This window comes from [Clostridium] saccharolyticum WM1 (genome assembly GCF_000144625.1).
Classification (GTDB): Bacteria; Bacillota; Clostridia; order Lachnospirales; family Lachnospiraceae; genus Lacrimispora; species Lacrimispora saccharolytica.
In genome coordinates this window covers 2,868,380-2,889,437 of sequence record NC_014376.1, presented here as the reverse complement: position 1 = coordinate 2,889,437, position 21,058 = coordinate 2,868,380, and the positions used below count along the sequence as shown (strand labels likewise).

Annotated in this window: 13 protein-coding genes and 2 pseudogenes; 11 read left to right on the top strand and 4 right to left on the bottom strand. The window is 47.2% G+C overall.

Features of this window, described 5'->3' with window-relative positions:
- Positions 1 to 307: 307 nt before the first annotated feature.
- Together CLOSA_RS13360 and CLOSA_RS13355 are read left to right on the top strand one after the other, a co-directional pair.
- Complete coding sequence (locus tag CLOSA_RS13360) at positions 308 to 655, top strand: DUF134 domain-containing protein (protein WP_013273301.1); 348 nt, start codon at positions 308 to 310, stop codon at positions 653 to 655.
- Positions 656 to 682: 27 nt separating this feature from the next.
- Positions 683 to 1,069, top strand: a complete 387-nt coding sequence (locus tag CLOSA_RS13355; RefSeq protein WP_013273300.1) for a NifB/NifX family molybdenum-iron cluster-binding protein — start codon at positions 683 to 685, stop codon at positions 1,067 to 1,069.
- A gap of 197 nt (positions 1,070 to 1,266) precedes the next feature.
- Here CLOSA_RS13355 and CLOSA_RS22690 read toward each other — a convergent pair whose 3' ends face one another.
- Together CLOSA_RS22690 and CLOSA_RS13345 are read right to left on the bottom strand one after the other, a co-directional pair.
- Complete coding sequence (locus CLOSA_RS22690) at positions 1,267 to 1,908, bottom strand: response regulator transcription factor (RefSeq protein WP_013273299.1); 642 nt, start codon at positions 1,906 to 1,908, stop codon at positions 1,267 to 1,269.
- Positions 1,905 to 3,605: a histidine kinase N-terminal 7TM domain-containing protein gene (locus CLOSA_RS13345; protein WP_013273298.1), complete on the bottom strand. Its 1,701-nt coding sequence runs from the start codon at positions 3,603 to 3,605 to the stop codon at positions 1,905 to 1,907. The genes CLOSA_RS22690 and CLOSA_RS13345 overlap by 4 nt, the downstream gene beginning before the upstream one ends.
- 644 nt (positions 3,606 to 4,249) lie before the next feature.
- Here CLOSA_RS13345 and CLOSA_RS13340 point away from each other — a divergent pair.
- Positions 4,250 to 12,193 (top strand): GLUG motif-containing protein, encoded by a 7,944-nt coding sequence (locus CLOSA_RS13340; RefSeq protein WP_013273297.1) that lies wholly within the window; start codon positions 4,250 to 4,252, stop codon positions 12,191 to 12,193.
- A 129-nt stretch (positions 12,194 to 12,322) separates the two neighbouring features.
- A pseudogene (locus CLOSA_RS23765) lies at positions 12,323 to 12,606 on the top strand (transposase); the annotation flags it as partial.
- Here the strand turns inward: CLOSA_RS23765 and CLOSA_RS13335 are convergent.
- Positions 12,606 to 12,989 (bottom strand): MerR family transcriptional regulator, encoded by a 384-nt coding sequence (locus tag CLOSA_RS13335; RefSeq protein WP_013273296.1) that lies wholly within the window; start codon positions 12,987 to 12,989, stop codon positions 12,606 to 12,608. The pseudogene CLOSA_RS23765 and the gene CLOSA_RS13335 overlap by 1 nt on opposite strands.
- 274 nt (positions 12,990 to 13,263) lie before the next feature.
- On the opposite strand from CLOSA_RS13335, the gene CLOSA_RS13330 reads away from it, so the two are divergent.
- The 7 genes and pseudogenes from CLOSA_RS13330 to CLOSA_RS13300 all read left to right on the top strand — a co-directional run bounded on the left by CLOSA_RS13330 (position 13,264) and on the right by CLOSA_RS13300 (position 20,122).
- Positions 13,264 to 14,442 carry an iron-containing alcohol dehydrogenase gene (locus tag CLOSA_RS13330; protein WP_013273295.1) on the top strand — a complete coding sequence of 393 codons (1,179 nt, stop codon included), beginning with the start codon at positions 13,264 to 13,266 and terminating at the stop codon, positions 14,440 to 14,442.
- 67 nt (positions 14,443 to 14,509) lie between these two features.
- Positions 14,510 to 15,424, top strand: coding sequence for an aldo/keto reductase (locus tag CLOSA_RS13325; protein ID WP_013273294.1), 915 nt, complete (start codon positions 14,510 to 14,512; stop codon positions 15,422 to 15,424).
- A 237-nt stretch (positions 15,425 to 15,661) separates the two neighbouring features.
- Positions 15,662 to 16,417 carry a MerR family transcriptional regulator gene (locus tag CLOSA_RS13320; protein ID WP_013273293.1) on the top strand — a complete coding sequence of 252 codons (756 nt, stop codon included), beginning with the start codon at positions 15,662 to 15,664 and terminating at the stop codon, positions 16,415 to 16,417.
- Between the two features lie 527 nt (positions 16,418 to 16,944).
- Positions 16,945 to 17,396 (top strand): annotated as a pseudogene (gene tnpA, locus CLOSA_RS13315) (IS200/IS605 family transposase).
- A 198-nt stretch (positions 17,397 to 17,594) separates the two neighbouring features.
- Complete coding sequence (gene mef(A), locus CLOSA_RS13310; protein ID WP_013273292.1) at positions 17,595 to 18,815, top strand: macrolide efflux MFS transporter Mef(A); 1,221 nt, start codon at positions 17,595 to 17,597, stop codon at positions 18,813 to 18,815.
- Positions 18,816 to 18,904: 89 nt separating this feature from the next.
- Positions 18,905 to 19,471 carry a PadR family transcriptional regulator gene (locus CLOSA_RS13305; protein ID WP_013273291.1) on the top strand — a complete coding sequence of 189 codons (567 nt, stop codon included), beginning with the start codon at positions 18,905 to 18,907 and terminating at the stop codon, positions 19,469 to 19,471.
- A 168-nt stretch (positions 19,472 to 19,639) separates the two neighbouring features.
- Positions 19,640 to 20,122 carry a flavodoxin family protein gene (locus tag CLOSA_RS13300; RefSeq protein WP_013273290.1) on the top strand — a complete coding sequence of 161 codons (483 nt, stop codon included), beginning with the start codon at positions 19,640 to 19,642 and terminating at the stop codon, positions 20,120 to 20,122.
- A gap of 190 nt (positions 20,123 to 20,312) precedes the next feature.
- On the opposite strand, the gene CLOSA_RS13295 is transcribed toward CLOSA_RS13300, so the two are convergent.
- Positions 20,313 to 20,972 carry a Crp/Fnr family transcriptional regulator gene (locus CLOSA_RS13295; protein ID WP_013273289.1) on the bottom strand — a complete coding sequence of 220 codons (660 nt, stop codon included), beginning with the start codon at positions 20,970 to 20,972 and terminating at the stop codon, positions 20,313 to 20,315.
- Positions 20,973 to 21,058: the final 86 nt, after the last annotated feature.

The following is a 21,058-nucleotide window of genomic DNA, read 5'->3' as shown; positions in this document are numbered from 1 at the left end:
CTAAAAACAAGCCTGCATGATCAGAAAATCTCCCTTGATTTTTTTCGGATTTTTCTTCTATTTTCATTTCCACTATGAATAGGTCCATATTTTCTATCTAAACCACTTTGAATCTGCTTTCCTTCTGTCAGATAATGGCAGCTCTCTGATATAAATTTTTCAAGAAACGCTCCATGGAGCTTCTTATGGGCATTTGCATTGACTTTCAATCAATCTTGTTATTGACATATGCCAATAATAAGTATACAATTCTTACATAGATGGCATATGCCATTTATATAATTGATCTGGAAAGGCGGTAGAAGGAATGCCAAGGCCTCACAAATGCAGACGGGTATGTGGTATGCCCCGGAGTCAAATCTTCGGTCCTCTGGATGCTCAGGAATCCGGTGCTCAAGTAATCAATATGACCATCGACGAATTCGAGGCCATAAGACTGATTGATCTTGAAGGGCTGAAACAGGATGAATGCGCAGAGAGAATGGAAATAGCCAGGACAACAGCTCAGGCAATCTATAATAGTGCCCGTACCAAGCTGGCGGAATGCCTTGTAGCGGGAAAGGAACTGCACATTGCCGGGGGGAATTATATTGTTTGCAACGACCGGCCGGGACATTGCGGATGCAGGCATTGTCATCGGGATCAAGTTCAATGATCATAAAAAAATAGGAGGGTCATAATCATGATTATTGCAGTACCTTATGAAAACAAACAGGTGTATCAGCATTTCGGGAAAACGGAGACGTTCAAGATTTATGAAGCGAGTGATGGGAGAATTGCAGCGGAAGAAATCCTTTCAACAAACGGTCATGGGCATGGGGAACTGGTTGGTATTCTCAAAGAACGGAGAGTCTCTGTGGTGATCTGCGGTGGGATTGGAACCGGTGCACAGAATTCGCTGACCCAAAACGGCATTCAATTTTTCGGAGGGGTAATTGGCGAAGCAGACAAGGCTGTGGAGGATTATCTCCTGAATCAGCTGAAATACGACTCCAATGTTAAATGTGACCATCATCATGAGGAAGGGCATCATGAAAAGGGCCATGCCCATAGCTGCACCAGCCACTGAAAGCATGTCAGACAGGAATTTACCATGGGCTGAGTTTATGTTTCTCCACTCAGCCCCATAAGAGCCCAGGATATCAGCCGTTCCACAAAAGAAGAATCCACCTTTTCTCCGGTTATTAATAACCGATAGAATGGTGGGGCAAAAATCAGATCAATGCTAAGGAATTTCGTCTTTTATCAAACGGCGGCTTTTTTCGGTTATAAAATGTTTGATTCCCGCGCTTTTTGCACAGCGCTGATTTTATTGTTGACATTAAGCTTTGAGTAAATACTTGCCAGATGCTTTTTAATGCAGGAAACCGAAAGAAACAACTCTTCCGCAATCTCCCGCTGGGTCAGTCCCTGTGCAAGCAGGGTCAGTACCTGAGTTTCCCGTCCGGTTAATGGAATATCCGGCATATGATCTGCTGCGGGCGCAACCTTTTGCCTTCCATAGAGGGACAAGACCTGCTCTGCATAGGAGAGTTGTTCCTTTCGGTTGATTTCCGTATGAATCTTCTCCGCCAGCTTCAGGAACCGTTCCTCCTTGATGGGCTTCATCACATAATCCAAAGCGTTCAACTCAAATGCCTGTACGGCGTATTGGTTCCAGCTTGTGATAAAGGCAATCATAACTTCCGGTTGGATTTCAAGCAGCTTTTCCGCAAAGGCCAGACCGTCCAACTCTGGCATTTCGATATCGATAAAAGCTACCTGTGGAGCCAGGGTAGCAGCTTCCTCCAACGCCTGAAGCGGGTTCATATACTTTCCTGATACCTGCATGAAGCCGGTTTTCTCCACCAGTTCACAGACTTCCTCAAGGTTGTACCATTCATCATCCAGTATAATTGTCTTAATCATTGTGTACCCGCCCTTTCCAATACAGCAGTTTCCGGAACATAGAACACAACCTGTGTTCCTACTCCCGGCTCGCTGGTAATCGTAAGTCCCTGCCCATAATGTTTCATCAGCCGCCTGTGGATATTGGACAGGCCAATGCTGTGGATATTTTCTGTATCTAGGAGCAGCCTGCTAAGAATTTCATGACTCATGCCGGCCCCGTCGTCTCTGACTTCAAACCGGAATCTGTTTTCTTCCACGCAGATGGTAAGCCAGACATTGCCCTCGCCGGCTTTTTTGAGGATTCCATGCCGGAGAGCATTTTCCACCAACGGCTGGAGCACCAGCCTTGGAATGGAAATGGATGGAATATCGTCATACTCCAGATGAAAATTCAGCCGCTCCCGGAATCTTGCTTTTTCGATGGAAACATAGGTACGAACGCATTCCAGCTCCTTTTCCAGCAAAACCATGGGGGAGTTACTGTCGAAATAGTAGCAGTTGGCAAGATGCTCCCCCAGCTCGGCAATCAGCGCCTTTGCCTCCTGAGGACTTCTTGTGACCATGGAACCGATGACGCTGAGGGTATTGTTCAAAAAATGAGGTTTGATCTGTGCCTGCAAAAAAGAAAGCTCGCAGGTTTCCGCCTGATCAATGGCCGTGGAAGCGATGCTTTCCAAGTTCTTTTGCTTCTCTACAAACAGGGTTATATCCATAATGGTAAGAACCTTTCCTATTTCAAGCTCATCATCGGTCATGACCTTTGTAATCTCTGCTTGGTAGTGTCTTTCCGTTCCTTCCTCCGTCAGGCTGTAGGTAAATACCGGATTCTCCCCGTATACGCCTTTCAGCTCCGCATGGTTCTCCGTAAACGAGCGGAGGGTATATTGGTGAAGCCGTCCTTTTAGGTCGGGGTATAGTTCCGTGAAAGAATCATTGGCGTCAATGATTTGATCCTCCAAATCAACAATGATAACGCCTTCCTTTGATTGACGAAATACAATCGACGTTGCAATGGGAATGGCATTAAAGATACGGAACTTGAATATCCCAAGCATGTATAAGATGCCAGAGAGAATCGAAACCACAGGAAAATAGTCAATACCGAGATAATTCGTATTGCTGGCAATTAAATATACCGTAATCCAAGGAATGAAAGAAGCCACCATCATGATGAGATAACCGTACCGGTGAAGCCGAGGAGAGCGCATCAGACCCCAGATATAAAAGATCATGGAGATGATCCCGATCAGTGTCCCGGATGCTACCATCAGCATGTATAACGGTTCTTTTGCTGAGAGGATGACCTCAAAATGTCCGTTGTTTACAAAGCTGTAAGAGGATATGTACTGGTGGTGAAGATGGTTGGTAAAGAAAATAAGATAAAACAAGGCTGGGTGAAGCAGTCCTATGTATTTTGCCTTCCTGACAATCCATTTCGGCGCCTCGGAATATTCAAGGCTCAGCATCATCCAGAAATAATGCTGCAGGGGGGTGGAAAAATGTTGGATATAGAACCAGATCAATGCCGCAGACAGCGTCAACGCATTGATTTCCGCCGTATAGGCAATATTACTGACAGCGGTTGACACAAGCAGCAGGATAAAGTAGCCGGCGCCCGGCATACTGTGCCGCTTGCTGGCGTATTTGATCAGCAGGAACGCACAGACAACTGAGGAGGAAAGCAATAGGGTAAATATCAATTTGACGATGTCCATTCAAGTTCACTCCTTCATTCCAAGATAAATTACAACAAGATATGCAATGCTTTCATACTATCGGCATTAAATATCATTTCTTCGGACGTACTCTATTGTCAGCAGGCTTTTCGGCGTCCGTGGAACTGAGCCAAAGGTTTCCCTATCTCAGCGATCCGGTGATGCGTCCCTGTCCGCTTTAAATGGTTAGGTACTTCATACGCCCGCTTCCAGATATTTTTTTAACCAGTATACAATATTTTTTTAGATATTTCAATTTCTAGATATGTCTCAGCCTGCTGAACTATGAAATGCCGCTTAATATCGTTAACCGTAGGGCTGGAGTCTGCGAAAAACATCAGCAATACCATTGTACTTAAGGACATACCTTTCCGACGCAGCGAAAAAGATCATTATCGCATATCCGGTATATGACATTACAGTAGGTTATGGTACCGGTAAAACGGTGTCCAGTTTCGGCGGCCGAATTGCTGAAATTTTCATTAAAAGCACAGGAAGTAAACATTAAAACCGAAAATAAGTAGCCGTTTGGTCAATACCCTTTTATCAAAAATTCCCTTATGATTACATTGAGGGAATTTTTGATTTTGATAATAGGGAATTGCTTTGCCAATTCACTTATTGGAAAGGAGTAAGGTAACCATATGAATCATCACAAATTGTCCCGACGGCTTTTGGCAATGGCGCTGTCCTTAATCATGGTGCTGGGAATGATGCCTGTTTCGGCGGCGGCAGAAAACCTGAATGCTGGAATAAGCGGTGAGATTGTATCATTTCAACCGCTGTCCGAAGTGACGGCAGCACAGAGGGTGGCCCTTGGTACACCGCTTGGAAATTTGAATTTGCCTGAAAGCCTGACGGCTACGGTACGCCTTGCGGTGTACACAGACGAGCGGGTACAGGATTCCGGTAATGCGCTACAGCAGGAATCGGCACAAAATACGGAAAGCGTACAGGAGGATCTGGTGGCTACCGGAGAAACCGTAGCTCAACCGGCTGACGAGGGCATACAGCAGGAGCAGATTCCCAAAGAGGAGGTGTCCCCAGAAGATAAGGCAACCCCCTCTGTAGCGGACCAGGAAACTACTGATCCGGTACAGGAAGAAACGACTGACGAGGGCATGCAGAAGAAGCAGGCTCCCAAAGGGGAGGTATCCACAGAAGATGAAGAAGCTCCCGTAGGCGGTCAGGAAGCCGTAGATCCATTACAGGAAGAATCCGATACCGGGTATACGGAAACAACCGCTTCGGTGCCGGTAAAATGGACCGCAACGCCGGACTATGATGGCAACACGGCAGGGATATATGTCTTTACCGCTGAAACAGAGGGCTTTACCCTCAGTGCCGAAACGCCCGCCATCACTGTAACGGTGCAGGGGGAGGCAGTTAAGGGGACAATCACCGCCTTTGACGAGCTGACAGAGGATATCCGCTGGCAGAACACCCATGAGCCGGTCTTTCCTGAGATGCTCACCGGCACAGTAGAGGGGCAAATTGCTCAAATTCCGGTGACTTGGGAAGCAGATCACAATTATGACTCCGATTCCCCGGCAAACGGACTATACGTGTTCGCTGCAAAACCGGGCGAAGGTTATGCCATCGCTGAAGATACGGAAGCTCCCCGCATCACCGTATACATCCCTGCTGTTAAGCGGATGATACTGCGTATGGGAGGAGGGGGCACCTCAGCAAGTCCGCTGGAAATTACCACGGCGGCACAGCTTTTGGAAATTGCCGTCCTGGTCAACGCCGGCAGGCTGGAAACTTTTTTGTTCAATGACAGCAGCGCTACAGTATCCCTAAAACTTATGAATGACATTGACCTTTCCGCCTACGGCAAAGACTGGAATGGCGGCAAGGGCTGGAAGCCCATCGGGACTGAAACCAACTCCTTCAAGGGAATCTTTGACGGAAACGATAATAAGATTACTGGGCTTTTTATCAACCGCACGGAGAATATTACCGGCCTGTTCGGCCGCTTGGCGGGCGGTACAGTGGAAAACCTTAAACTAGTGGAGGTAAGCATTTCCGGCGCTGCTCAGGTAGGAGGTATAGCAGGCTATATTGAATGCAGTCAGGATGGCCTTGTTGGCGGCAGAGTGACAAACTGTGATGTTTCCGGATCAATCAGTGGTACAGGTGGTGTCGGCGGAGTGGCGGGCTATGTTATTGGGGGCATAACGGACCTTGTTGACAGCCGCGTGATAAACAGCAGTGTTTCCGGTTCGGTCAGCGGCAGCAACGTGGTTGGCGGAGTGGCAGGTTCTGTTGGCGGCAACGTGACAAACTGCTATGTTACCGGTTTGGTCAGCGGTGCAGGCGTGGTTGGTGGCGTGGCGGGTATTGTACACGGCGGAGTGGCAAACTGCTATGCCGCCAGTGCCGTCACCGGCAAAGGTGATCAGGTCGGCGGAGTGGCGGGCAAGGTTAACAGTGGCAGCGTGACAAATTGCTATGCCACAGGTACCGTTACCTGCAAAGGCACAGGAAACAATGTCGGCGGAGTGGCGGGCTATGTTGCAACCGACGGCGTTGTAACAAACTGCTACACCATAAGCACGATTAATGCCACCGGCCTCTATATTGGCGGCGTGGCAGGCTTTGCTTACGGTAATGTGACAAACTGTGCCGGGCTGAACCCCAGCGTCAGCGGTACAGGCACAGTCGGGCGCGTGGCGGGAGCCTTCGCCAACGGTACACTCTCCGGTAATGCGGCATTTTCCGGCATGGCGGTCAAGGTAAATAATATAGACCAACCTATTAGTGGTGGTACGTCAAATAACATAAACGGTGCGGATATAAGCAGCGCAGATATAACAACAGGGAGCTACTGGGCAACATCGATTAACTGGAATAATCCCACCGTCTGGACGGTGGAAATCGGCAAGATGCCTATCCTTGCAGCTATCCCGGCGGACGTGCAGGACGCTGCCATACCGCCGCACCTTGTGCTGGGCGGAAGCAGCTCTTACTTCCTCGGTGAAGGCACAAGTACTGCCCCCTATCAGATCAGCACCGCAGAGCAGCTTGCAAAGCTGGCGGAGCTGGTGAATGCGGGCGATACAAGTTACAATAACAAACACTACAAGCTCACCGCCGATCTTGACCTTTCCGCTTACGGCGAAGACTGGAACAGCGGCAAGGGCTGGATGCCGATCGGAAGCACCAGCACCTTCCCTTTCAAGGGAGCCTTTGACGGCGGCAGCAAAAAAATCACCGGGCTTTTTATCAACCGCACGGAGGAGCTTACCGGCCTGTTTGGCTTTGTGACCGGTACGGTGGAAAATCTTAAGCTTATGGAGGTAAGCATCACTGGCGGTGATTTTGTCGGCAGCGTGGCGGGCTATGTTTACGGCGCCAACAGCGACGTGGCAAACTGCAGTGTTTCCGGCTCGATCAGCGGTGCAGGCGGTGTCGGCGGGGTGGTAGGCTATACTTATTACGGCATTGTGATAAACTGCAATGCTTATGGTTTGGTTAGCGGGGCAAAAAGTGTTGGCGGTGTGGCGGGTTCTGTCTTCGGCACCGACAGCGGTGTGGTAAACTGCTATGCAACCAGCACTGTTACTGGCAAAGGTGATAGTGCCGGCGGAGTGGCAGGCAGGGTTAACAGCGGCATTGTGACAAACAGCTATGCCACAGGTACCGTCACCGGCACAGGCAGCCATATCGGCGGCGTGGCGGGCTATGTTGCACTCAATGGCGACGTGATAAACTGCTATGCCACAGGTGCAGTTATCAGCAATGGTGCAGGCAGCAATTTCGGCGGAGTGGCAGGTATTACTTACGGCAATGTAACAAACTGCGCCGCGCTGAACCCCAGTGTCACTGGCAGCAGCGAGGTCGGGCGCGTGGCGGGAGCCATCGCCGGCGGCGGCACACTTACCGGCAATGCGGCTTTTTCCGGCATGACAGACTTGGGCACAGGAAAATTCGGAAGCATAGTAAATAGTCCGGCCGATAAAAACGGCGTGGATATTAGCACTGCCGAAATTAAAGCGGACGGTACCATCTACGGTCGCTTCGCAACTGCCGGCGGCTGGACGACGGAAAACGGCAAGCTGCCCATCCTTATAAATGCGGGTGGCACGCAGGACGCTGCCCTGCCGCCGCACCTTGCGGGCGGCAGCAGCAACCACTTTCTCGGCGAAGGCACAAGCGGTGCCCCCTACCAAATCGGCACCGCAGATCAGCTTGCAAAGCTGGCGGAGCTGGTGAATGATTCGGCAACCAATGCGACCTATGGCGGCAAGGACATATATTACAAGCTCATCGCCGATCTTGACCTTTCCGCTTATGGCAAAGACTGGAACAGCGGCAAGGGCTGGGTTCCGATCGGAAGCACCGGCTCAACCCCCTTCAAGGGAATCTTTGACGGCGGTAACAAAAAAATCACAGGGCTTTCTATCATCAACCGTACGGAGCAGTTCTCCGGCCTGTTCGGCTATATGAGCGGCGGTACGATTCAGAATCTTGGAATTGAGGAGGCAAGCATTTCCGGCAGCGGTAGTGTCGGCGGTGTGGCAGGTTATGTTAATGGTGGAAGCAGCATAACATACTGTTATGTTATCGGTTCAGTCACCGGCCATGGAACCGGTGTGGGCGGTATTGTAGGCAGTGTGGACGGCTTCGTCGATGAAGAGAATAAAGTAGCAAACTGTTATGCTACCGCCTCCGTTACCGGCAGCAACAATATTGGAGGCATTGCAGGCAGTGTTTTAAGAGGCTGGCTGACAGACTGCTATTCCACCGGATCCGTCATTGGGAAAGGCAACAGTGTTGGTGGCGTGGCGGGCTGTGTTTTGGGCGGCGTGACAACAAATTGCTACGCCACGGGCGTGGTCGGCGGTACAAGCGATATCGGCGGTGTGGCGGGTGCTGTAAGCAATAACAGTATCGTGCGAAACTGCGCCGCGCTGAACCCAAGCGTCAGCGGCAGCAGTAATGTCGGGCGCGTGGCAGGTTTTGTCGGTACCGGCGTCACACTCTCCGGCAGTGTGGCGTTTTCCGGTATGACGGGCGCTGGCAATCCTGACGGCACGAATGTAAGCAGCAGGCAGATGAACACCGCCAGCTTCTGGGCAACCGCGGGTAATTGGGATACCTCCGGCTGGGATACTTCGGTCTGGACAATCCAAGACGGCAAGCTGCCTGTCCTTCAAAATGTGGGCGGCACGCAGTCCGGTGAAAGCGGCCTGTACCTGATCCTGCGTGATATTGCGGGAGCTGCGGTAACGCTCAATGAAGATACCTACACCTACACCGGCGCCTCCATTACCCCGTCCTTAACCGTCACCTTTGACGGCCAAACGCTTGAGAAGGATGTAGACTATCAGGTTTCCGTAGCAGGCGGAAGCGCCAGCAATGGAATCAATGTCGGAACTGTTACGATGAACTTAACCGGCACCGGAAACTTTACCGGGACAAAAACCGGCATAACCTTCAACATAGAAAAAGCCAGCCAGTCCGCGCCAGCCGCACCAACGCTAAGCAGCAAAAATGCAATCGAAGTTATGCTGAACGCTATCAGCGGTGCGGAGTACAGAAAAGGGACAGACGGCGCATGGCAGGATTCATTTGCGTTTACCGCCCTTGCCCCAAACACAGCATACAGCTTCTACGCCCGCCTGAAAGGCGATACCAACCACGAACCATCGCCGGCAAGCGAGGCACTTTTGGTGACTACCGATAAGCCGATGCTGATAGGTGGGGTAACCATTAATGGCACAGCAGAATACGGAAATACCCTGATAGCGAACGTCTTGGGGCTCTCTGCCTCATCTGGATACGCTGGATACGATCTGGGTACACTTCGCTACCAGTGGAATCGTAACGGTGTTCCCATCAGCGTTACGCCAACCAATAACTATATTCTGATGCAGGAGGATCTTGGCGCACGAATTACAGTCACCGTGACTGCGGAAAATTGCTCAGGCAGTGTGACCTCCGCTCCAACCGCTGCGGTAGAGAAAGCAGACGGTCCGGAAGCACCGACTGGCGTAACCGGCTCCTACACCGGCGACGGCTCGGCATTTACCTATACGATATCTTCTATCCCCGGTGCGGAATATAGAATGGACAGCGGCGCATGGCAGAACAGCAACGTATTTGCGGGTATTGCACCGGCAAGCACCCCCACCTTTTACACCCGCATCAAAGAAACAGCAACGCATAAGGCGGGTGCAGCGGGCAATACAGGCGCAGTCACCTTTGAAAAGCTGAATGACCGTGCAGCTCCCGCACTGAACTACACCGTAAGCGAAAGCGACTTTCCTAAAACCATCACCATCACGGCGGTTCCGGGTACGGAATATAAGTTTGGCAGCGCAAGCTGGGGCAGCATACGGACCTATACCTCAAACAGTGCGGAAAATGTAACACTGTATATCCGGTGGAAAGCAACAGCAACCCACATTGCCTCCCCGGAAGCCAGTGTAATCGTCGATACGGCAAACCAGAATCAGAGCGCACCGCCGGCATTCACGTTGACCTATGCGAGCGTGTACGATACGAGCTATACCGTGACAATTCCCGCAACAGCGGGCGCGGAGTACAGTTTTGACGGCACAAACTGGAGCGTTACAAACACCAGAACCGGCTGCCAGCCCGGCGATACCATCACCGGCTACAAGCGCATGGCTGCAAAGCCGGGCTATAATGCCAGCTCTGGCACAAGCAGCAGCTTGACCCTGTCGCTGTTTCAGGTGAAAACGCCCACGGCTTTGCCAAACGGCGGAACCTTTACCGGAAGCCAGAGCGTAACACTTTCCTGCACCACGGCAGGCGCGGACATTTACTACACCACCGATGGCAGCCTGCCAACAGCGGGCAGCACGCTTTACATTGGTGCATTCACGCTAAATGCCACCGCAACGGTCAAAGCGATAGGGGTAAAACCGGGAATGACTGACAGCAGAGTACTGTCCGTTACATTTACCAAGGAAACAGACAGAGGTGGAAATTATGGCGGAGGTGGAGGATCGACCTCCGGCACCACCACCACGCCCGAAATGAAGACCGATCAGCCGGTAACGGCGGATGCTTCTGTTACGGCGGAAGCAGGTACGAACGGCGCTGCAAATGCAACTATCCCGAATCAGACCATTACCGACTCCATTGCCAAGGCGCAGGCCGACGCAAAATCTCAGGGCAAAGCTGCAAATAATATTTGTATTTCAGTCACATTGGATAATCCGGCAAACACGAGATCCATCGGTATTGTGCTGACCCAGCCTGTGCTGAAGCAGTTCACCGATGCCAAGGTACAGCAGTTTGAGGTAAACGGTCAGCTTCTGACTCTGAATCTGAATCAGACGGCTTTGCAGGAAATCCAGAATCAGAGTACCGGCGATGTGACCATTACGGTGAAGCCGGTAAGCTTCTCCGGCGTTCGTAGAGCCTACAGCATTACCATAAGCACTGTAAGGGACGGTAAAACCGTGAACCTCACCTCGTTGGGAAATGGAAGTGTAACGCTATCCATCCCCTATACGCCGGGAAATAACGAAGCAGCAGGCTGCCTGTATGCGGTCTATGTGGACGGTAACGGTAAGGTGAACCGCATCCCCGGCTCAGCCTACGATGCCAATAGCCAAAGGATCATCTTCACAACCAATCACTTCTCAGTGTACGGGGTGGGCTATACGGCTCCAAGCGCCAAGTTTACGGATACCGACGCCCATTGGGGCAAGGAATCCATTGATTATGTGGTAGGACGTGGACTGCTTTCGGGAACCTCTGAAACGGCCTTTGCGCCCGACAACGCCATGACAAGGGGAATGCTGGTAACGGCTCTCGGCAGACTGTCAGGAGTAGATACGAAAGTGTATAACACAAGCAGCTTTCCCGATGTGGAGGCTGACAGTGCATATCATCCATACATTGAGTGGGCGTATCAAAATGGTATCATTCAGGGCGTCGGTAACCAGCAGTTCGCACCTGACCGTGATATCACCCGTGAGGAAATTGCGGTGATTTTCGCAAATTACGCCAATGCCACCGGCTATATCCTGCCTGTGACCCGTAAGGCTGTCACCTTTGCAGACGCTGTAAACATCGGCAGCAGCTACAGCGGCGCGGTGAGGTCCATGCAGCAGGCGGGCATCATGATGGGTGAGCAGAACAACAAGTTTAACCCCAAGGCAAATGCCACCCGCGCAGAGGTTTCCTCCATGCTGTACCGTTACATCAAACTGACCATCACCCCTGCCACCGCCCAGGGCTGGGCGCTGGATGACGATGGTCAATATCTGTGCTATAAGGACGGCAAAGCTCTTACCGGAACGCAGACTATCGACGGTGTGAAATATTACTTCAACAACGATGGTACACTGAAAACCGGTTGGGTAAAGGACGGCGATAACTGGCGATTCTATTCAGGCAAGACAATGTTAGTAGGCTTTTGGGATCTCGGTTCAAACGGTAACAATAAAACCTATTACTTTACCAAGTGCGGTGTAATGGTATCCGGTAAGTGGCTTGAGATTGACGGCAAGTGGTATTACTTTTATGCCGATGGCTCCCTTGCAAGAAGCATCATTGTGGACGGCTACGAGGTAGATGAAAACGGCGTAAGAAAAACAAGGTAGTTACTACAAAATAAATACAGCCAAGGGCATACCCGCTATGTTGTGTGAGCCAATGAGTTAAAAAAAATCACCTTTCCGATTATAATAGAGGCAACCAAGCCGCTATTAGAGAAAGGAAAGGTGATTTTAATTGCGAAGAAAGCCAACGAATTGGCGCATACGAAATGGATGTGCCAAAAATCTTATCGTCTTCACACCTAAGTGATGATAAGTAATTTATATTTTATGAGATATCATGAAGCAACTATGCAATTATATTGAGGCTCAAATCTTAAAAGGGCATATCATGCCAGATCACGTCATATGCCGGTATGTATCCCGAATAAAATTAGCATATCTAGTTTTATGGCTACTTGAAAGGGCAATCTGTCCTAATGATGTTTGATCGCCATGGGAAATCATTCTTAAAATTTTAATGAGCTCCGCCGTTCTTGTATTCATGATACTGTTTTGTATAATAGGCAATCTTATGAGATACTTTATCCAGATGTCTGTTCATTTCCTGAATCTGAGTTTCCACATTTTTCTTATGTTCGATCAATATCTCGCAGCGTTGTTTCAGAGTTTCTTTGCCTTCTGCACTTAAATCCACAAATTCTTTGATTTGTTTCAATGACATGCCTGTGTTCTTAAGGCAGCAAATCAATCCCAGCCATTCTAAATCATCTTCCGTATAACTGCGGATGCCGCTTTTGCTTCTGTTAATATTGGACAAAAGTCCCTCTTTTTCATAAAAACGCAGTACATGTGCGCTAAGATTTGTTCGTTCCGATACCTGCTTGATTGTGTAGCCCATTAGGACATTCTCCCTCTTAAAATTGGAATTGTTTGTTACATTTAAAAATCCTATGATTTTTGAAAATACATATTGACTTAGAGTTAAGGTTAAGGTTTATGATACCAATATACATTCAAAATAACAGTTTGTCAAACTGTGATTGGAGGAGCATAGTGAAAACATTAACAGATTGTTATGAACTTTCTGCCGATCCTGATACGATTACAAGGTAAACAAAAAAACAAACGAAATAACAAATCGGAACACAAACCAAAAGAAAGGATGAAAATAAATGCTTAATTTTGACTTTTACTCACCGGCACGGATCCTATTTGGAAAAGGCATGGAAAAGCAGATCGGTGCCCTGTTAAAACCTCATGCCACCAAGATTCTGCTGCATTACGGCGGAGGCAGCATGAAAAAGAGCGGACTGTATGACACCGTGATTCAATCACTAATGGAAAGCGGGCTCTCTTTCGTAGAGCTTGGCGGCGTTGTGCCCAATCCCCGCCTTTCACTGGTACAAGAGGGGATTGCCCTGTGCAAAAAAGAAAAGGTGGATCTGATCCTGGCAGTTGGAGGCGGAAGCGCCATAGATTCTGCCAAGGCCATAGCAATGGGAGTATATTATGATGGTGATGTCTGGGAGATTTATGAACAGGGCATAGAAATCCAAAAGGCACTGCCGGTAGCTACGATTCTTACCATTCCTGCCGCTGGCAGCGAAGCAAGCGGCGATACTGTGATCACCAATGAAGAAAAACAACTGAAATACGGTTATGGCAGCCCTCATCTGCGTCCTTTGCTCAGTATCTTGAATCCGGAATTATTTGTTACCCTGCCTAAAAATCAGATCGCCAACGGTGTGGCAGACATGATGAGTCATGTTTTTGAACGTTATTTTACCAACACAACGCATACTGATCTGACAGATGGTTTATGTGAAACAGTGCTGAAGACCATCATTAAGAATGCTCCGCTTGTCCTTGAAGATCCCTATAACTATCATGCCTGGTGCGAGGTAGGGTTTGGCGGTACCGTTGCCCATAACGGCTTAGTGGGCATGGGCCGTGAACAGGACTGGGCCTGTCATGGTATGGAGCATGAACTCAGCGCCATTTATGACGTGGCACATGGAGCGGGTCTGGCGGTATTGACTCCTGCCTGGATGCAGTATGTTTATAAGGATAATATTAACATGTTCGTACAGTTTGCGGTTAATATCATGGGTGTGGAAGGCAGCTTCCGGGATCCGGACTCAATCATTCAGGAAGCTATCTTCCGGCTGCGTGAATTTTTCCATAAAATGGGTCTTCCCGCTACCCTTGGAGAACTGGGCATTGATGCCAGTCACCTTGAATTAATGGCGAAAAAGGCGACAGGTGCCGCATTTGGAAATGAGGCTCCTATTGGCGGACTGAAAAAGCTTTACTGGCAGGATGTTCTTGAAATTTATAAACTGGCACAATAGAACATTGCAAGGCACTTTCAATGACCTGTATGATATACAGGTTCAGACGGTTAGGAGGTTTTATGTCATGAGAACAGTAAGGTTAGGGGAAATGCAGGTACCAACGATTGCGGTTGGGTGTATGCGCATCAACAAACTGGATAAGTCAGAAGCGGAACGTTTTTTACAGGAATCACTGGATCTTGGTGCCAATTTTTTTGATCATGCAGACATATATGGCGGCGGAGAATGTGAGAAGCTATTTGCAGATGCAATTCATATGAATGCAGCCGTGCGTGAAAAGATCGTTCTGCAATCCAAATGCGGAATCCGCCCTGGTATTGCTTTTGACTTTTCCAAAGAGCATATATTAAAGGCAGTGGATGGCAGCCTGAAAAGGCTGAAGACCGATTATCTCGATGTATTATTGCTGCATCGTCCGGATGCGCTGATGGAGCCGGAAGAGGTTGCCGAAGCGTTTGATATTTTACAGAATACAGGTAAGGTTCGCAATTTTGGGGTTTCCAATCAAAATCCCATGCAGATACAATTATTGAAAAAGTTTGTAAAACAGCCGATCGTTGCGAACCAGCTGCAGTTAAGCATTACAAATGCCAACATGATTTCCCAGGGGATCCATGTCAATATGCTGGATGAACAGGCAGTGAACCGGGATGGCAGCGTATTGGATTTCTGCCGCATCAATGATATTACTGTTCAGCCCTGGTCTCCATTCCAATACGGGTTTTTTGAGGGGGTATTCCTGGACAATGAAAAGTTTCCGCAACTCAACGAAAAGATTGATGAAATTTCTGAAAAGTATGAGACCAGCAGTACGGCCATTGCCATGGCCTGGCTGCTGCGCCATCCAGCCCATATGCAGCCGGTGACCGGGACGATGAATGCAGAGCGTCTGCAGGAGTGCGTCAGGGCCGCCGATATTATGCTCACCCGTGAGGAATGGTACCAGATCTACTTAAGTGCCGGGAACATTTTACCCTAAGGGAATGGCTGGCCTGTTTGATATGATGTGAAATTATAAAAGGACTAAATCGGAAAACCACCAAACACAGTGTGGTTCCAACGATTCAGTCCTTTTATTTATGCCGGAAGGAAATGAACTGTTGAGGGTATAATGAACATGAACTAATTAATTTTTACATTTAAAAAAAATTTCATGAAACGGTTGACATTAACGCAGCGTAATAGTTTATAGTGGTTTTTGCAAGGAGGTGAAATAATGGAATACACCATTAACAAGCTGGCAAAATTGGCTGGGATCAGTACGAGAACATTGAGGTACTATGATGAGCTGGGATTGCTTTCTCCCGCCCGTGTCAGCTCCAATGGATACCGGATCTACGGACAAAAAGAGATCGATCGGCTGCAGCAAATCCTTTTTTACCGTGAACTGGGAGTATCCCTGGAAGAGATCCGAAATATTCTTGCTTCCAAGGATTTTGACGGACTTACGGCGTTAGAGAGCCATTTGTCAGCCCTGCTTGCCAGGCGAGAGCAGTTGGATTTGCTGGTCGCCAATGTCAGAAAGACCATAAAGACCATGAAAGGAGAAATTAAAATGAGTGACCAGGAGAAGTTTGAAGGCTTCCTTCAAAAGCTGGTGGACGACAACGAACAGCAGTATGGGGAAGAAATCAGGGAAAAATATGGGGAAGAAAGCGTCAGCCGCTCCAATGCCAAGGTTTTGAACATGAGCAAGGAACAATATATGGAACTGGAGAAACTGACGGCAGATTTAAACGAGACATTAAAGGCGGCTTATGAGCAAGGCGATCCGGCAGGTGAATTGGCCAGGAGGGCCTGTGAGCTTCATAAAAGATGGCTGTGCTTTTATTGGTCCGATTACAGCAAAGAAGCTCATAGAGGTATAACGCAGATGTATGTGGAGGATCCCCGGTTTCGTGCGTATTACGATAAAATCGCACCTGGCTGTGCAGTATTTCTGCGGGACGCAGTAGCCATATTCTGTAAGTGATATGCTATAAGGCCACAGAAAGGAAGTAAGCAATTAACGGTAACCTTATTCATATCGTAGAGATACAATTCTGGGAAATTGACAATCTTATATTCTTTATGTTAAAATGACTTCATCCTGTTAAATAAAGGAGGACATTCTATCTATGTATTCTGTTCGTTTAAGATAAGCCGGCAATAAAAAAGCAGTTATAGGATCCGCTAAGTGGGCTTTTTTGTTGTGCTTTTTTTACGAATTAAGACATAGATATGGGGGAAGTGTAGCCTTTTGGGGTTATGTGTTTTTCCAATGTCTTTTTAACGTTAAGGTGCAGACGAAAGTTCGCTACGCGAATTTTTGCCTGCATTTTTTATTATGGGCTTTAGCCTGTTGAACATGGGTGAGTTTCTCTTTAAGAGAAATGAATCCATGTGAAATAATAAACCACCCGCTATGCGGGTGCGAGTCAGTAAGTTATACAAAAAATCACCTTTCCGATTATAATAGAGGTGTCCAAGCCACTATTAGAGAAAGGAAAGGTGATTTCAATGGCGAAGAAAGCCAATGAACTGGCACACACGAAATGGATGTGCAAATATCATATCGTCTTCACACCTAAGTATAGACGAAAAGTAATTTATAATACAAGGAAGATTTGAGAGAAGTCTTGAAGCAACTATGTAATTATAAGGGGGTCCAAATCTTAGAAGGCCATATTATGCCGGATCATGTACATATGCTGGTAAGTATTCCGCCTAAAATTAGCATATCCAGTTTTATGGGTTATCTAAAAGGCAAATCCGCCCTTATGATGTTTGATCGCCACGCAAACCTAAAGTATAAATTCGGAAACCGACATTTTTGGTCGGAAGGATACTATGTAAGCACAGTAGGACTAAATGAGGACACCATCCGAAAATATATACAGGAGCAGGAAAAAGCGGATATTATGCAAGATAAACTAAGTGTAAAAGAATACGAGGACCCTTTTAAGGGTTAGTCGGTATTACAAAGGCCCCTTCAGGGGCGGCGACGAGTCAAAAGCATAGTGGCTTGAACGAAGTGAAAGCCAGCGCCTTGAGACGCTGGCCTAGTATCAAAGGGTTATACCCTTTTCACAAGCCACCCGTTTTACGGGTGGTCTTGACTGCCGTAAATCAGAAAGAAAATAACAATAAAAAGTGCAAGGAGAAAAAATATGAATAACAAAACTTCAAAATGGAAACAGTCTTTTTTTATGATCTGGACAGGACAGGCGATTTCACTGATTACCAGTGCCATCCTGCAAATGGCCATTATTTTTTATCTTACTGAAAAAACAGGGTCAGCGATGGTGCTGTCAGTTGCTTCATTCATTGGGTTTCTGCCATATGCAGTCTTTGGGCCTGTGATTGGTGTGTTAGTTGACCGCTACGATAGAAAAAAGATAATGATTGTTGCTGATTTAATGATTGCTGCAGCCGGTGGGGGGCTGGCTATTATTGCCTTGTATATGGATCTGCCGGTTTGGATGGTGATGGCAGTACTGTTTATCCGGAGCATTGGAACCGCCTTTCATTCTCCGGCTCTCAGTGCGGTCACGCCATTGCTGGTACCGGAGGAGGAGTTGACCAAATGCGCTGGTTACAGCCAGTCCCTGCAATCCGTAAGCTATATTCTCAGTCCGGCAGCAGCTGCGTTTTTATATTCTGTCTGGGAACTGAATTTGATCATAGCCATTGACGTGGCAGGTGCAGTTATTGCATGTATTACCGTTGGACTGGTGCAGATTCCAAAGCTCAATGCCGTTGACAAGAATTTAAATCAAAATTTTATGAAAGAAATGAGAGAAGGATTTGATGCTTTGAAAGAAAACAGAGGTATCTTTGCATTGCTGCTTATAGGCACACTGTATATGTTTGTTTACATGCCTATCAATGCATTATATCCTTTGATCAGTATGGAATATTTTTCAGGAACACCGGTACATGTCTCCATTACGGAAATAGCCTATGCCTCCGGTATGCTGGCTGGTGGTTTGCTGTTAGGTTTATTTGGTAACTTAAAGAAGAGAGTTTTATTTATCACTGCATCTGTATTTATGATGGGAGCCAGTCTGACCGTATCGGGATTGCTTCCTCCGGATGGATTTGTTCTATTTGTGATATGCTGCGCGGTTATGGGACTTTCCGTACCGTTTTACAGCGGTGTTCAGACTGCCCTTTTTCAAGAAAAGATCCAACCGGAATATTTAGGGCGTGTGTTTTCACTGACAGGCAGTATCATGTCTCTTGCCATGCCCATTGGTTTGATCCTTTCCGGATTTTTTGCAGACAGAATAGGCGTTAACCATTGGTTCTTGCTATCAGGAATTATGATCATGGGTATTGCTGGTATCTGCCCTATGGTGAATGATATCAGAAAGTTGGATGAGTTCTAGTATCCTTTGATTTTTTTATCAGACAGGATTGACACATATATCTTTATGATATATTATTGTGATATATAAAGTGTGGAGAAGGAGGAAGGATGAAAGAAAATACTGGAAAATCAAAATATGTCATACTTGGAATGCTTGCCCGAATGCCCCAGACCGGTTATACCATAAAAAAATGGATAGAGAACGAATACAGCCATTTCTGGCAGGAGAGTTTTGGTCAGATATATCCGACCCTCAGGAAATTGGTGGCTGAGGGTCTTGCCGTCCCGTCTAATCAAGCACCGCTTGAAAACGGCCGGGGACAGATCCAGTACAGCATCACCGATGCAGGCAGAAGAGAGCTTTCCAATTGGCTGCGGGAAGCACCTGAAGTAGAGAAGATCAGGTATGAGATATTACTGAAGATCTCTTTTGGTGAGAACACAGAACCCCAGGTGCTCCTTGGGCATCTGGAGGATTTTATCAAAAGGAATGAAACGCTGGTTCAGGAGATGAACCGCTATATTGAGCTTTCCGGGCAGCTGAAAGAGAAGGAGATCGACTGCTCCTTCAGTCAGCTTACCGCCCTATGCGGCGTTTATATCTATTCTGCAATGAGGGATTGGGCTGTTGAAGCAAAAAGGATAATTGCTGAAAAAGGGGATGACCAGTCATGAAACAAAGCGGCCCGATGGAGCGATATTTGACATGAAACTATTGGCTGTATGGATGAGATAAGGAAGATTAGGGTGTATTGGAAGTCTGTTATTTCATCAATACCACAAATACAATAAGCCTATAACTGAATTATAGGACCATAAGCTTATTATTTAAGGAGAATCGTTATGAGCACTCTGGTTGTATATTTTTCATACGACGGCAACACAAAATTTATTGCAGAAACGGTTGCAGAAACCATAAGCGCCAATATTATGGAATTGAAAATAAACAAAAAGTATCCGGCGGAAGGATTCCAAAAGTATTTTTGGGGAGGAAAGAGCGTCATTTTCGGTGAAAAGCCGAAGCTGATAAATGAACCCGTTGATTTGAACCAATATGATACTATTATCATAGGTACGCCTGTCTGGGCAGGATCATTTACACCGCCTGTAAAAAGTTTTATCAGCCAATTTAAAATCCGGGGCAAGCGGATTGCGTTGTTTGCCAGCCATGGAGGAGGCGGAGCCAAAAAGTGTTTTGCAAAATTGAAAAAAGAGCTTTCCGGGAATGAATTCATTGGCGAGATTGATTTTGTTGAACCTAAAAAAAATGCGGAGGAAAATTCTTCCAAAGCTGTCAGCTGGGCAAAGAGCCTGACTGACTCATAAACGGTATGTCATAATTCTAAATCAGGTAGATTGGAGATATAAAAATGGGCTGCTGGAAAAGCTAAGAATAAAAGGAAGATCTGTCATGGTGATTTAAACAGCATTACAAAGCAGACTGGTATCTGTCTTTCTGCATGGTTAGCTGCCTTGAATTTACTCATAGATTCAAGGCTCTTTCATGCAGGATCGATTAGAAAGAATCTGCAGATCTGCGGATCAGTTCATGGCGATCAATAATCAGGTACCCATAATCCTTTTTGTCCAGAATCCCGTCCATACAAAGCTGGTTCAGAAGGCGGAACATATGCCTGTAGCTCATACCGATGGAAGAGGACACATCTGCCAGCACTTCATTAAATACTTGATTATTTGAAGACTCTAAAATGTAGGAGCATAAGCGTTCCTCTCCGGTACACAAGGCAGTAGATACATAATCTTTTGAACTGCGTATTAATTTGACGGAAAGTTCACTTCCAAGCCGGTTTAAAAAGGTAAGATTGTTTTTTAAATCTGCGGCATAATTTTTATAGGGAAGTGCGATGCATTCAAAGTCAGTCACTGCGATGACGCTGCTGGATGCATGACTGGCATTGGTCATCAATTCAATATCACCGATAAGGCCATGGGATATGTAATAGCATAATACCAGATCTTTTCCATTTTTTGCGATGGCACAGACTTTGGCTTTTCCCTTAACCACAATGAAAAGGTACAAAATTGGCATTCCCTCATGTAAAATCGTTTCACCGGCTTTATATTTCAGACATAGTCCGGTATCAAGGATCATATGGTTTATGCCATACTGTTCTAATTTTTTAAAATGTTCTTTTTTAAAATGACTGCTATGCATATAGTTCCTCCCCCTTCATTATACCGCTTATATCCCATAACCAGTATGACATATGTCCTATAGTAATGTCAATTTGTAAGGTACAA

Bases quoted from the DNA above. Each gene is read 5' to 3' on its own strand.
- CLOSA_RS13360 (WP_013273301.1), top strand. From the start codon at position 308: ATGCCAAGGCCTCACAAATGCAGACGGGTATGTGGTATGCCCCGGAGT.
- CLOSA_RS13355 (WP_013273300.1), top strand. From the start codon at position 683: ATGATTATTGCAGTACCTTATGAAAACAAACAGGTGTATCAGCATTTC.
- CLOSA_RS22690 (WP_013273299.1), bottom strand. From the start codon at position 1,908: ATGATTAAGACAATTATACTGGATGATGAATGGTACAACCTTGAGGAA.
- CLOSA_RS13345 (WP_013273298.1), bottom strand. From the start codon at position 3,605: ATGGACATCGTCAAATTGATATTTACCCTATTGCTTTCCTCCTCAGTT.
- CLOSA_RS13340 (WP_013273297.1), top strand. From the start codon at position 4,250: ATGAATCATCACAAATTGTCCCGACGGCTTTTGGCAATGGCGCTGTCC.
- CLOSA_RS13335 (WP_013273296.1), bottom strand. From the start codon at position 12,989: ATGGGCTACACAATCAAGCAGGTATCGGAACGAACAAATCTTAGCGCA.
- CLOSA_RS13330 (WP_013273295.1), top strand. From the start codon at position 13,264: ATGCTTAATTTTGACTTTTACTCACCGGCACGGATCCTATTTGGAAAA.
- CLOSA_RS13325 (WP_013273294.1), top strand. From the start codon at position 14,510: ATGAGAACAGTAAGGTTAGGGGAAATGCAGGTACCAACGATTGCGGTT.
- CLOSA_RS13320 (WP_013273293.1), top strand. From the start codon at position 15,662: ATGGAATACACCATTAACAAGCTGGCAAAATTGGCTGGGATCAGTACG.
- CLOSA_RS13305 (WP_013273291.1), top strand. From the start codon at position 18,905: ATGAAAGAAAATACTGGAAAATCAAAATATGTCATACTTGGAATGCTT.
- CLOSA_RS13300 (WP_013273290.1), top strand. From the start codon at position 19,640: ATGAGCACTCTGGTTGTATATTTTTCATACGACGGCAACACAAAATTT.
- CLOSA_RS13295 (WP_013273289.1), bottom strand. From the start codon at position 20,972: ATGCATAGCAGTCATTTTAAAAAAGAACATTTTAAAAAATTAGAACAG.